We start from the raw sequence: 13,109 nt of genomic DNA on the forward strand, positions 1-13,109 counted from the left end.
ACTGACCGACCGGACACTTCGACCATCCCGTAAAACAAGACGGCGGATCTTGGCTGCACTTTCCATCAATATCACCCGTTCATGCCCCGCGCTAAATGCACGGATCCTAACAAACAGGTGGGTCAATCTTAAACGCTCATAACCCACCTAACCGGGTCAATTTTGCATGCCGATTCACATTACATCCATACCTTTTGCGTGCTCAACTAGCGCCCGCGATGCTGTTCGATCACTTGCACGATCCGGTCCGTCATCATCCGCACCTCGGGCAAGTGCCTCCGGTCATCATGCATTGTCACCCACTGGTGCTTCGTCAGGTCCTCAATCACCGGCCCGCATCGCCGTAACTGAGGCGACGTATCCCCCAGAAAGCTTGGCAGAATGGAAGCGCCAGCGCCTGCGCACAGCATATCCAGCAAGGTGTGTTGAGAGCTCACTTGCATCACCATCTCACTGCCATGGTGCTCCAGCAGCCAGCGCGAGGAGTTGGTGGTCGCGAACTCCGGCGCAATGCCGACCCACCGCTGCTCCGCCGCCGCATCAGCCCCAACCGCCACATAAGGCGCGAACTCCACGGGCGGCAGACGTTTGCTCGCCAAACCAATCTCCGCAGGGGCTGAACTGCGCAGCCCAATGTCGATCTCGCGTTTTTTGATGTTCAGTCGGTCCTCGCTGGTAATGAATACCACCTCAAACTCATCCTCCGGCTTGCACAACGCGGCAATATGCAGGCTGAGAAACTTCATGGTCCAGCTCCCGGCAGAAACCCGAACCTGCGGCTTGCGAGACTTCGCGCTCAGCCACTGCTCAAACCCGGCATAGGCACACTGAAACGGCTCCAGCTGCTCCAGCACATCCCGCCCGTCCTCGGTCAGCGCATACCCGGCCTGCACCCGGTCAAACAGCTTTAGCCCCACATCCTCTTCCAGCTGCTGCATACGGCGGCTGAGCGTGGCAGGACTACACGACAGCCTCTGCGCGGCTTCACTCAGCGTACCGCAAGCCGCAAGCACGAGGAATGCATTGAGATTATCCAGCAATCGAACCTTCATTTTTGAAAACTGCTTTTGAAATTTGGCCGCTATCCGGCAGAAAGAACACAGGGAAAGATAGGCTTAGTTCTCCTCAAAGAAAAGAAGCCAGAATGTTGATTTTCCCACTTCGTGAACCTGACAGGTACCCGCCAAACCCAACGCTACGGCAGTTGGAAGACTATTACACCAACTACGCCAGCGCCTGCGCACGGCCCTATTACATCGCGCTGGCCTCTATCATCGCGGTCGTCTTCACGCTGTTCTGCATTTTCACGCCATAACACCAGCAAAAAGCTCTGGCCTGCGGAGCGCGTTACTCACCGCAGACCAGCAGGGTGCAAGCGCTTGCTATTGCCGGTCGCGGGCAAACAACAAGCGAGAAGGCGGCAGACAAAGGGTGGTGAGGCTCCGCCCACGGCGAAACGCCACTTTGCACCGGCACAGTGAAAAGGCACACCTCAAACATCGAGTAGAATGATGAGAAGAGGCGCCCCAACGCAGCCGAACAGGGCAGGGGGCTCAGCGCCCCGCGCCCAACCCGTTACTCAAGAAGCGTCAATGTTGTACTGATCGGTTGTGGGTCGACGACCTGCTGTAGAACCCCACAGGTCTTTCTCAACGCTTCTATGCGGTCTCGCAAGGCATAATGCAAAGTGAACAAAGCATCCCGCTCACTGCTCTGGTTCATCCGCTCACTCAGCACAAGCTGCTGAAAATAAGCAAGATTTTCAAGATCAGAAACAGCGATGAGAACTTCATCTAACTCATTATCGATAGTATTCGTGGCGCTTGGCGCGCATGCAGAATCGTCCATTCCAATCCCCTTACTGACTAGGGTGTTGAAGATCCGCAACGCCAAAAAAGCTTCCTAGGGCTCGCTGGCGAGCGGGAGGCTAGAAACCTGAGTCAGACAGGCGAGCTTATTTCCTCCCGAAGGAGGTGTTGTATTCACCGCCCTCCCGCTCATAGCAAAGGGTCTGCGCACTATAAGATAGGCACAAAAAAACCGCTAGACTACGGGAGCGGGTACCGCTGACGTGAGGTTTCTAGGCCTCACATATGAGTGTGAAACACAACCCCACAACCTGTCAACGCCCAAACCCAAAACCTCCCCCACTCATGCATTATTGCAACGTTTAGAGAGGGAGAGGAAGGTTTCCGACTTGGAACCGCTCAAGACGTTCGATAAAGTGGGCGTCAGAGAATTTATGTCTTAAATTTGCGCATTACATAGATGTGTGGAATGCAGATAGTTATATTTTTGAAATGGTTGCGTTGATGGATGGATCTTCTGATCAAGTGTTGCTCGCTGGCAAGCCAAATGAACACATTGCCAAGTTTCTCGAATATTACTGGAATGAACACGATAGCGATCACTTTAACTATGCAGTTTTAATTGATGGTGATTGGGGTGTTGGTAAAACCTATTTAGTCAATGAGATTATTAGTGCGCTGAGTTCGCAGAAGCAAAAGACAAAGCATGAAAGCAAGGGGTTCTTTCGTAAGCCGCAAAAACTTAGAGCTTATGACATTCGCGTTAGCCTTTTTGGTCTTAGAAGCGTTGAGGAGATAGCCAGCTCAATTTTGATTGAGTTACTAAAGGCAAGATATCCCAGTTTTGCAACCGGGCTAACTTTAGCTCAAGGGGCTGCCAAAGGGATCGCAAATGTTGCCTCGGTGCTAGCTGGTATTGGTAAAACCGGAGGTGAGTTAGTCGATGGAACCTCAGGTGTTATTGGCTCAATCCTGAATGACAAGCTTGTTGATACTGCTGAGCTAATTTTTGTTCTTGATGATCTAGAGCGTTGCCAAGTGCCATTGGTTGAGGTGATGGGATATGTAAGCCTTTTAGTTGAGAGGAGTAGGTATAAAGTAATAATTGTGGCTAATGTTGCTGAGATTTCTTTTCATAAAGATGATGGTAATGATTATAAAGAAGAATTTGATAGAACAAAAGAAAAGATAGTAGGTAAGTATTTTAAGGTTCAGCCTGATACCGATCATATTGTTGATGCTATTTTGGCGGATGGGGATTGGGAGGAGTATATAGATGTTAGTTTTATTAAGGAGCTGCTGATAGATCTATGTGTTCGGGATAACATTACTAATTTTCGCGCTTTGAAAATTACAGTTTCAGAGAGCAGGTTGTTTCTTCAGGCCATTGATAAGCATTTTATTGCATACAAGCCTGCGATGCAGAAGTTGATATATCTATTTTGTGTTCTGAGATTACATGTTCAGCTTGGCAGTTTTGTTGAGACAGATTGGAATGATGTCGCCAAAACTGTAACTCGGTTGTCTGTAAAAATTAGAAATAACGATTCTATTGATGAATATAGCAATGGAACATGTCTGCTTCGCGAGTTACAGGAGCGCCACTCAGTTCATTTGAATTTTTACAGACTAATTCTGTCGGAAGACTTATGGGGGGAAATATTATTTGGTGGCGCCATTGATAGTAATCGCATTAATTCAGAACTAAGAGACGTACCTGAGTTCGCTCCAGAAGAAGAGCCTATATGGTATAAAGTTTGGATGTCATATGAGCAGGATGATATTGTTTTTGAAAATTCGACAATTGAGTTAAGTAAGCAAATAAAGCAGATATATCTGACGAAAGCTGGAGAAATACTTCACGTCGTCGGTCTATCTATTTGGATTAGAGATGTAATTTATCCAAGTTCCGAACTTTGGCAGCAGATTGTTGATGATTGGCCAGAGTACTTCCAAGATCTTGCGAATTGTAACCAAATTCCTGGCCGTCTTCCGGAGCAAGAACACAGGGCTGCTGAAAGAGATGTGTTTTTTGGTCGTGGGGTCTTTTGTCGAGAAACAAGTGAGTATCAGCAAATAAAGAAGGTCTATATAGACCACGTTGAGAGGTCGTATATCATCCATCTCAGGGAGTTTGCTATCGGGCTTCTAGATGTGCTTGCGAATGATGGAAAGCGGTTTTACAACTATGTTGGCAATGCCCATGCAAAAGATGATGGTAGTTGGTATTACAATGTACCCTTGTTGAGATTTATTCCTCCGTGGGAGTTTGCTGATGCGCTACAAGGACTCCCTGCAAGCCAATTTCGAGAAGTAATGGCTTTCTTCAAAGATCGATATGACTTCCACAACTGGAGATATCTATCGATCGAGAAAGATTGGTGTTTTAGAGTTTTGGACATATTGCAAGAGTATGCAGATTCACACGATGGAATTGCTGGCGCTCGAGTGCGAAATGCGTTAGAGCTATATGGGATTCATGCGAAGGCATCATGGGATGCCTATGATTTGCAAGTCCGAATGCAAAGTTGAGCCTTCCCATCCTCCACTATTTCCGCTACCCTCAACACACCACCACCAATCCTCAAAGGATTCCCAATGCCGTTGCGCATGCACATCGCTGTAAAAATCACCGCCCGTGTCCATGATGGTCCGGCGTGTGGGCGATTTATGCGCTTGGCTTGACGTTCTCTATGCACGAGTGAGAACCGCACCGCAGAGCCATTGTGCTCGCCCGTTTGTGCGTGTTCATTCAGGCAAGAGCGTTTAGGCAGCGGGGCAGGGCGTGCCATTCCACGAGCAGCCCCAGCGGGTGTTTTCATCGTAATTCCTGAAGTTTCCGCTGAAAAACGGGAGTATTGAGGAAATCTAAGAGGCTGATTATCAATCAGCCCCTTTATTGCGCTGCCAGCATTCGCTAAAAGACCTCCACGAATTTTATTTGCCCGGCCGGGACTCAAGTTCCAATCAGCTGCTGGCACATCCAAACCCTTGAGGGATTATGTCCGACCTCGAAACACTCGAAGCCGAGATTAACACCGCGATTGCCGGTGCTGACTCCGAAGCCGCACTGGAAGACGTGCGCGTTGCCGCCCTTGGCAAAAAGGGCAGCGTTTCTGAAAAAATGAAAACGCTTGGCAAAATGAGCCCGGAAGAGCGCAAGGAAATGGGTCCTGCGCTCAACGGCCTGAAAAACCGCGTTGGTGAGGCTATCACCGCTCGTAAAGACGTGTTGAAGGTTGAAGCACTCAACGCGCGCCTCGCCTCTGAAACCGTTGATGTGAGCCAGCCACTGCGCACCACTCCGGCAGAAGAAGGCCGCATCCACCCGATTTCTCAGGTGACTGACGAGCTGATCGCCATCTTCGCTGATATGGGCTTTTCCGTTGCTGAAGGTCCGGACATCGAGACGGATGAGCTGAACTTCACCGCGCTCAACTTCCCGGAAGGCCACCCGGCCCGCGAAATGCACGACACCTTCTTCTTCAACGAGAAGGAAGACGGCGAGCGCATGTTGCTGCGCACGCACACATCCCCAGTGCAGATCCGCGCGATGAAATCTCAGGAGCCACCGCTGCGCCTGATCATGCCAGGCCGCACATACCGCTGTGACAGCGACCAGACCCACACACCAATGTTCCACCAGCTGGAAGGCCTCGTGATCGACAAGACCACGCATATCGGCCACCTGAAGGGCACATTGGAAGAGTTCCTCAAAGCGTTCTTCGAAGTGGATGATGTAGAGCTGCGCTTCCGCCCAAGCTTCTTCCCGTTCACCGAACCATCCATGGAAGTGGACGTGAAGTGCGACCGCTCCGGCGCTGAAGTGAAAATCGGTACCGGCAACGACTGGATGGAAATCCTCGGCTGCGGCATGGTGCACTCCAACGTACTGCGCAACTGTGGTCTCGACCCGGATGTGTACCAGGGCTTCGCATGGGGCATCGGCATCGACCGTCTGGCCATGCTGAAATACGGCATGAACGATCTGCGCGCCTTCTTTGATGCAGACGTCCGCTGGCTCAAGCACTACGGCTTCCGCCCGCTGGATATGCCAGCGCTGGTTTCCGGTCTTTCCAAGTAATTTGGTCCAAACGTAAAGAGCTAATAAAATGAAATTCACCCTTTCCTGGCTCAAGGACCATCTTGAGACCGATGCAAGCCTTGATGAAATTGTAGAGCGCTTGACGCTGATCGGACTGGAAGTGGAAGAAATCTCCAATCCAGCTGATCGCCTTGGCACGTTCAAAATCGCCCGCGTTCTGGAAGCCGAGCAGCATCCAAATGCGGACCGTCTGCGCGTGCTGAAAGTGGACACTGGCGAAGGTGAACCCCTGCAGGTTGTCTGCGGCGCACCAAACGCCCGCAAAGGTCTGATTGGCGTGTTCGCAAAACCGGGCGATTACATCCCCGGTCTCGACGTAACATTGTCCGTTGGTAAAATCCGCGACGTGGAAAGCCACGGTATGATGGCCTCCGAGCGTGAGCTGGAGTTATCCGACGAACACGACGGCGTCATCGACCTGCCAGAAGATGCACCAGTCGGCACCCCGTTTGTTGCATATGCTGGTCTGGACGATCCGGTCATCGAAATCGGCCTGACGCCGAACCGCTCCGACTGTGCAAGCGTGTTTGGAATTGCGCGTGATTTGGCTGCTTCCGGCTTAGGAACGCTAAAAACCCCGCAAAAAACGCAAGTGAACGCACATAGCAACGCAAACGACCTAAAAATCCTTTTAGATCTAGGGGATAGCCCGGAACACTGCCCTGCATTCGGCTATCGTGTCGTCCGTGGCATCAAAAACGGCCCGTCTCCTAAGTGGATGCAGAAGCGTCTGGTTGCTATCGGTCTGCGCCCGATTAATGCCCTCGTGGACATCACCAACTACATGACCTTCGATCAGGGCCGCCCGCTGCATGTCTTTGATGCAGATAAGGTTTCCGGCGACCTGACCGTTCGTCACGGCAAAGCAGGCGAAGAGCTTGTTGGCCTCGACGGAAAAACTTATGCCGTCGACGAAAGCGTCGTTGTCATTGCTGACGACAACGGTCTGGAATCCCTCGGCGGAATTATGGGTGGAGAATCAACAGGTTGTGACGAAAACACCACAAACGTGGTGATCGAAAGCGCACTCTGGGATCCGCTCAACATCGCCCGTACAGGTCGTAAACTGGGAGTATCTACCGACGCCCGCTACCGCTTCGAGCGTGGTGTAGACCCGGCGTACATGGTAGAAGGCCTTGAAACTGCAACGAAATTAGTCATGGACCTGTGCGGCGGCGGCGAAGCATCCGACGCGCACGTTGTAGGAGAAGTGCCACAGGAAGAGCGCATCATCGACTTCCCACTCAGCGAAGTCAAACGCCTCTCCGGTCTGGAAGTATCCCACAGTGAGATCAAAGCTATCCTCTCCCTGCTCGGCTTCTGGGTCGCTGGCAATGGCGATGTGGTCAAGGTTTCTCCCCCAAGCTGGCGTCCGGACATCTTTGGGAAAGCTGATTTGGTAGAAGAGGTTATGCGCATTGTCGGTATCGACAAAGTGCCAACTGCTACCCTGCCGCGCATGGAGCCAATCTCCCAGAAGGTTCTGACTGTTAGCCAGATCCGCCGCTCTAATGCCCGCCGCGCACTCGCAACACGCGGCATGGACGAGGCCGTTCTGTGGTCCTTCATTCCAAAAGCCCACGCAGAGCACTTCGGTGGTGGTAACCCACTGCTATCATTGGCAAATCCTATTTCAGCAGACATGTCCGACATGCGTCCGTCTCTGCTGCCTGGCCTGCTCACCGCAGCACAGCGCAACGCAGACCGCGGCTACGCTGACGTCGCTCTCTTCGAAGTCGGCCAAGTCTTTGAAAATGATAGCGAAAAAGGCCAGAAGATGGTCATCGCCGGCATCCGCCGCGGTACCGCCAAACCAACCGGTTCTGGTCGCCACTGGTCCGGAAACGCTGAAAACATTGATGTTTTCGACGCGAAAGCTGATGCGGGCGCGGTACTACAGTCCATTGGTGCGCAGGTAAACAACCTGATGGTCTTCACCGACGCCCCATCCTACTACCACCCAGGCCGCTCCGGCGCCCTCAAAATGGGTCCGAAAAACACCCTGGCGTACTTCGGTGAGATTCACCCTAAGACCTTGGAAGAATTGGACATTGAAGGTCCGCTCGTGGCGTTCGAAGTCTTCATCGACGCTGTTCCTCAGCCGAAGAAGAAAGCGACCAAATCCAAGGGTGCGTTGAATGCTGCGGATCTTATGCCGGTAAAACGCGACTTTGCGTTCCTGGTAGACAGCTCTATCTCGGTTGAGAAGCTCCTGAAAGCTGCCAAAGGCGCGGATAAGGCGTTGATCACAAACGTGAATCTCTTCGATATCTACGAAGGGCAGGGCGTGCCGGAAGGTCAGCGCTCCCTCGCGATTGATGTAACCCTGCAGCCGACCAAGAAGACCCTCACCGATGAGGATATCGAGGCGGTCTCAAACAAAATTGTTGCGTCCGTTCAAAAGGCTACCGGCGGTACCCTGCGCGGATAACTCCCGCTGAACAGCGCTGACGAAACACAAAAACGCGGATTCCGGAAAATTTCGGAATCCGCGTTTTTTAATGCGAAATCGGCGAAATTCGACCCGTCAGCAGGGGCATAACCTCACCCGCCCACGGGGATATCCAGCCCGTCAAGCGCAGCCCAGCCCCAGAACCCAGCCCAGAAACCCAAACCACCCAGCGTCAGCCTAAACCGCCCCCTCACGCGCATCCGCCTCATCCAGCTGTACAGGCTCAGAGATCACGCTCGCCCGCCCGCAGAACCCGCGCCGCCGACGCCGCTGCATACGCTGGCAGTCCTCGTCACTCAACTCCGCTTCGGGCAGGCAGGAGTCGTCCGCGGTAACGGCACCGCCCTCAATCTTCAGCGCAAGCCCCTCCGTCAGCGCCGTCGCAACCACCGTGCGGGCATGGGAGACCAGGCGGGAGAACGTAGGCCGCGAAATCCCCATCAGATCAGCAGCAGCCGTATGCTCCAGCCCTTCCGCATCGGCCAGACGCAACGCCTCCATCCCGTCCTGCGATAAAACCGCCGCCTGAAGCGTGCGCAGCGGCACCCCCTGCGGCTTGAAAAAGCGCACTCCTGCGGTTCCATGAATTCGGCGTGGTTTTCTTGGACGTGGCATAACAAACACTCCTTTCACAGCCTCTCCCATAAGAACCATCAGTGATTTAGACAGGGGAGACGCACAGCAACATAAATCTAGAGCAGGGAGCGTGAGGAAAAGAGAACGCGGCCAGCTCTAATGAGCATATGTTCATTATACTGCGCCTCTCATCAGTCTCTGACAAGCTAGGAAAAGAACATATGCTCATAATATCACCTCACCAGAACGGGCATAACCAGCAACACTCAGGGGCATAAGCAGCAAAACCGCCCGAAGCTTCCACCCCGAGCGCGCCAATCCATCTAAAAATCTATGCTACATGTTCGCGGTGATAAGTCCGGTGCGAACCTCGTCCTCCACCTCAATCATGGAGTAGTTCCTCAGCAAACCGTCCTGATCAAAAAACAGGGCCACTTCCTTGGTGGTCACATCCTGCCCGCTGGCAAGCAAATCAACCACAGGAATGAAGTTCTCAACCTTCGCCTGCGTCCTTACATGCCTGTATTTCCAAATCTCATTGCCGCTATCGGTAAAATCAGTGGTGTTCGGATCGCCCAACGCAACGCGCACATCTTCCTTGGTTGTCTTGCCGTTCTCCAGCTGGCTTTCCAGCCCTTCACGCGTCAAATGCCGAAGGCTCTCATTGCCAACAGAAGCGCAGCCAGCCACAACCAGCCCAAGCCCCAGAGCGAGGATAACGTGCACAATTCGCAAATCTATGCCCCTTTGCGTTGGTTTGCGTTGCTCCGTAAATGCAACGCACAGCGAGTTCTTCTTAACTGGGAATAGAACTTGGTTCTCTTAGCCGAGCGTGCCGCCAGAGTGCAGCCCTGTAAACCTGAGATAAGACTCGTGTAAGAACTGTCAGGGGGCAATAGAAAGAGGGAATTACGAAATTAAATCAAAGCGCTAGAGGGCGCCTCAGTGTGCGCCAAACACCAAAGCCGGCAAAAAAGCCTGCACACTTCATGTGGAAGAAACCACCACACGCCCGCGCGCACCAACGGGCATAACCCGACAAACATCATTTTGCGTTGCTATGCGCAACTTTGCGTTTTTCTGCGTTCCTATGAAATTCGGGAGATCAACGAACCAGAACGCACCTCTAAACCCGAAATCTACGGCAGAGTAGGGGAATAAGTACAACAGCCCTTCGCCTCATACAGTGCACCAAACACACCACCCAAAATCCAACTTATCCCCGCACACTCAACCCGCTTCAAACCACCTCTCCCTCCACCGTCATCCCACACACCTCCCTCTCATCATCCCGCACACCCCGTCTCATCATCCCGCACACCTCCATCTCGTCATCCCGCACTTGATGCGGGACCCAGCTGGAAATCACCTCTCATAACAAACTGCATGTGTCATGATGTCGTGGCCTGACGTGACGAACGCTGACATAGCAGGAGTAGTATCTGGAGTTGATTTGATGGGTGTGCGGCCTTGGCTTAGATCCCGCATCAAATGCGGGATGACGTCTGAGGGGAGGCTAGCCTGTATTCTAAAACGGCCCCAACACAAACCGGAAACCGCAATTTATAATGGAAGTGCGCCCATCAGATATGCGGGGTGCATGCCATTGGTTTTAATCAATGAGTCAGTTAAACTTAAGATTGAAAACCCGGCCTCGTTTCCATTTTTCTCTCGTCCAGGTTACTTGCCAAGCCAATCGCCAAGGTAGAATCCAACTCGCTGAAGATTGAGTTCGCGAAGTTCGTTTGAAAGTAATGAATGTAACTGATTTACCGACTGCTTAGCTCAAGGAAAGGTGTTTGCGTGATTATTCAACTTGCACATAAAAGTTCCTTTTAATACAATTTTAAATTGAATAATTGCGATTTTCTGATTGAGGACTGGGGTGCAGTATGTCGGATAAAGAAGTTCCATTCCGAATGGATTTTAATTCGAAGTTACTGGGAGAAACCGGAGACGGAACTTTACTATTGCATATTGAGCTTGATGAGAGGAGGTATGATGAATACATGGAAGACGGTAAGAAACATTACCGAGATAAGTTCTTAAATGTTGTATTTTCTGAGGACCTAATAAGTGAGTCAATCTCTAGCCAATTGAGCGGTATGCCTGTTGGATTATTGTCCTCCTCTATTGGTTCATCTGAAAGTTACAGTAAGCAAAGAAAAATGGCCCTAACTAGTGAGTTGAATGGTGCCGCTTATATCCAGCCTGAACAGAAAGCAATCGAACATCGTGAAATAGATATTCCAAATCAGTCTGCTTGGTTGAGTATTGTTTCAATAGATATTTGCTCAAGTTCTAGAATTAGCCAGTCTGATCCCGAAGGATTTGAGAGATCTTATGAGATATTTATTCGTGAGATCGGAACTCTTATCGGGCAATTTAATGGGCATATTTGGAAAACAACTGGCGATGGTTTAATAGGTTATTTGTCAGATGCTTCGATAAATTCTCAGTCTGATAGTATTGTTGATTTTGCACTATCTGCAATCGAATACCTTCAAAGCGGGATTAACCCGGCTTTGAAAGAGAGCAAACTGCCAACCTTCGATATTAGGATTGGCATTGATAGTGGAGAAACGAAAATACGAAATATATCAATTCCTACTACTAATTTTACTCAAAAGGATCTTTCCGGCTCAGTAATAAATAGAGCCGTGAAACTTCAAGAAAGTGCTCCTCAAAATGGAGTGTATATAGGAGAGTATCTAAGAGATAATCTTCATGTTCAATGGTTAGAGCGCGCTCACATTGTTGAGTTTGATGGGGCAGCAATTGGAATAGAAAAATTTAGGTGCTACAAGGTGCTTTAATGTTAAATACACCTATTTTTGATCAAAAATACGCTGAAAATCAACGAGATCGCGTAATTGAAACCTTCAATCAAATCAAGAGGCTACCTGTCGCTAGTGCTGGTCGACAAATTCCAAGCACTGATGGTATTTCAATTCATAGAGGCCGACATATCGATGCTGCGGTGATGTTCATCGATATATGTAACTTTACATCGTATCCTGCTTGGACGCCTGAAGAGCAATCAGTTCTATCTGAAAGCCTATCGCTCTTGTTCTCTGAGTTTGTCAGAGTGATTGAAGAGCATGGTGGCTTCATAGAAAAGAATACAGGCGATGGTCTGATGGCATACTTTGCTCCCCAGGTGAAGGAGCGATCAAACTCAGTTGAACAGGCATTGAGTACTGCTCTGGCAATATTTTATGTCGCTAAAAATGTTATAAACCAAGTCTTGATTGTAAATGGAAATCCTACATTCGATTTTAGAATTACTATAGATGAAGGGCCTATTACTATTGCTAAGTTTGGTGCCGCGCGGAGATTCAACGGTCTTGTTGCTGTGGGTACGGTTGCGAACATTGCAAGCAAACTTTTAGCATTAGCAGATCCCAACTCAATTTTACTGGGAACAAGGGCCGTCAGCTTACTTCCACTTGAACACCAACAGCAGTTTGTACAGTTAAAAACACTGGAGTCAGGTTTTATCCATCTCGACACTGGATACAAGTATGCTGTTTGGGAATACATAGGTAGGTTGGGCTACCGATAATATGAGCGATGAATCAATTTTGGAAAACACCAGCAATACATTGGCAAATTCGCAACCACAACAAGCATCAGAAGGGTGGAGGTTAGCTTTCTATAATTTTCATGAAGGCTATGTGCGAAACTACATAACTCTTGCAGATACAAAGGCTTCTTGGGGATTTACTTTAATCTCAGCTATCGCCGCTTATTGGGTCTCTAAGTATGGCGATTTTGAAATGTTCGATAATGGTCATGCTAATATACCATTGATATTATTAATGGCGACTACCGGCGTCTTACTCGTCGCGTCTGCAGTATTTTTCTTTCTCGTCATTTATCCAAGACTTCAATCTGAAGCTGAAAAGGATATTGTTTTCTTTGGTGGTGTTGCTAGGTACACAACGTCAACAGAGTATGCAGAAGTACTCAGCTCTTTAAGTGAGACTGACGTTTCAAAAAGAAGAATGCAGCATTGTTATGAAGTTGCTGTCATTTGCAAGTGTGCGTCCGGCGAACCCGACCTACAAAACGGAAATAGGCCCTGTTACGCTGGCTTAGCAGCGTAACACCACGGCATGAGATCGTTGAGGCGGGTGATCTTGTGATCAGCGATTTGAGCCAGAAC

At 50.1% G+C, this 13,109-nt stretch carries 11 protein-coding genes; 7 read left to right on the forward strand and 4 right to left on the reverse strand.

Annotated elements, in window-relative coordinates; all coding sequences use genetic code 11:
* Positions 1-206: 206 nt before the first annotated feature.
* The gene (locus PsAD37_RS04275; RefSeq protein WP_063295097.1) at positions 207-1,052 is read right to left on the reverse strand and encodes a LysR family transcriptional regulator; all 846 of its coding nucleotides are present in this window, start codon (positions 1,050-1,052) and stop codon (positions 207-209) included.
* A gap of 92 nt (positions 1,053-1,144) precedes the next feature.
* Between PsAD37_RS04275 and PsAD37_RS28285 the strand changes: the two genes are divergently transcribed.
* Positions 1,145-1,315, forward strand: coding sequence for a hypothetical protein (locus tag PsAD37_RS28285; RefSeq protein ID WP_193778210.1), 171 nt, complete (start codon positions 1,145-1,147; stop codon positions 1,313-1,315).
* Positions 1,316-1,575: 260 nt separating this feature from the next.
* Here the strand turns inward: PsAD37_RS28285 and PsAD37_RS04280 are convergent, their stop codons facing one another.
* A complete protein-coding gene (locus tag PsAD37_RS04280) occupies positions 1,576-1,848 on the reverse strand; it encodes a hypothetical protein (RefSeq protein ID WP_063295098.1) in 273 nt (90 codons plus the stop codon).
* 464 nt (positions 1,849-2,312) lie between these two features.
* Here PsAD37_RS04280 and PsAD37_RS04285 point away from each other — a divergent pair, with 464 nt between their 5' ends.
* The 3 genes from PsAD37_RS04285 to pheT all read left to right on the forward strand — a co-directional run bounded on the left by PsAD37_RS04285 (position 2,313) and on the right by pheT (position 8,344).
* Positions 2,313-4,340: a P-loop NTPase fold protein gene (locus PsAD37_RS04285; protein WP_193778211.1), complete on the forward strand. Its 2,028-nt coding sequence runs from the start codon at positions 2,313-2,315 to the stop codon at positions 4,338-4,340.
* Positions 4,341-4,809: 469 nt separating this feature from the next.
* The gene (gene pheS / locus PsAD37_RS04290) at positions 4,810-5,892 is read left to right on the forward strand and encodes a phenylalanine--tRNA ligase subunit alpha (RefSeq protein WP_063286698.1); all 1,083 of its coding nucleotides are present in this window, start codon (positions 4,810-4,812) and stop codon (positions 5,890-5,892) included.
* Positions 5,893-5,920: 28 nt separating this feature from the next.
* On the forward strand, positions 5,921-8,344 hold the full coding sequence (gene pheT, locus PsAD37_RS04295; RefSeq protein WP_063295100.1) for a phenylalanine--tRNA ligase subunit beta: 2,424 nt from the start codon (positions 5,921-5,923) through the stop codon (positions 8,342-8,344).
* A 198-nt stretch (positions 8,345-8,542) separates the two neighbouring features.
* Here pheT and PsAD37_RS04300 read toward each other — a convergent pair whose 3' ends face one another.
* A complete protein-coding gene (locus PsAD37_RS04300) occupies positions 8,543-9,019 on the reverse strand; it encodes a DUF134 domain-containing protein (RefSeq protein ID WP_208991687.1) in 477 nt (158 codons plus the stop codon).
* 258 nt (positions 9,020-9,277) lie between these two features.
* Entirely contained in the window at positions 9,278-9,667 is a 390-nt protein-coding gene (gene bamE / locus PsAD37_RS04305; protein WP_244271719.1) for an outer membrane protein assembly factor BamE, read from the reverse strand.
* Positions 9,668-10,833: 1,166 nt separating this feature from the next.
* On the opposite strand from bamE, the gene PsAD37_RS04310 reads away from it, so the two are divergent.
* The 3 genes from PsAD37_RS04310 to PsAD37_RS04320 are packed head-to-tail and all read left to right on the forward strand — an operon-like array spanning position 10,834 to position 13,050.
* Positions 10,834-11,757: an adenylate/guanylate cyclase domain-containing protein gene (locus PsAD37_RS04310; RefSeq protein ID WP_063295101.1), complete on the forward strand. Its 924-nt coding sequence runs from the start codon at positions 10,834-10,836 to the stop codon at positions 11,755-11,757.
* Positions 11,757-12,506, forward strand: coding sequence for an adenylate/guanylate cyclase domain-containing protein (locus PsAD37_RS04315; protein WP_063295102.1), 750 nt, complete (start codon positions 11,757-11,759; stop codon positions 12,504-12,506). Before PsAD37_RS04310 ends, PsAD37_RS04315 begins: the two co-directional genes overlap by 1 nt.
* Position 12,507: 1 nt before the next feature.
* Positions 12,508-13,050, forward strand: coding sequence for a Pycsar system effector family protein (locus PsAD37_RS04320; RefSeq protein WP_063295103.1), 543 nt, complete (start codon positions 12,508-12,510; stop codon positions 13,048-13,050).
* The last annotated feature ends 59 nt before the right edge of the window (positions 13,051-13,109 follow it).

It is taken from the genome of Pseudovibrio sp. Ad37 (genome assembly GCF_001623075.1).
Lineage (GTDB): Bacteria > Pseudomonadota > Alphaproteobacteria > Rhizobiales > Stappiaceae > Pseudovibrio.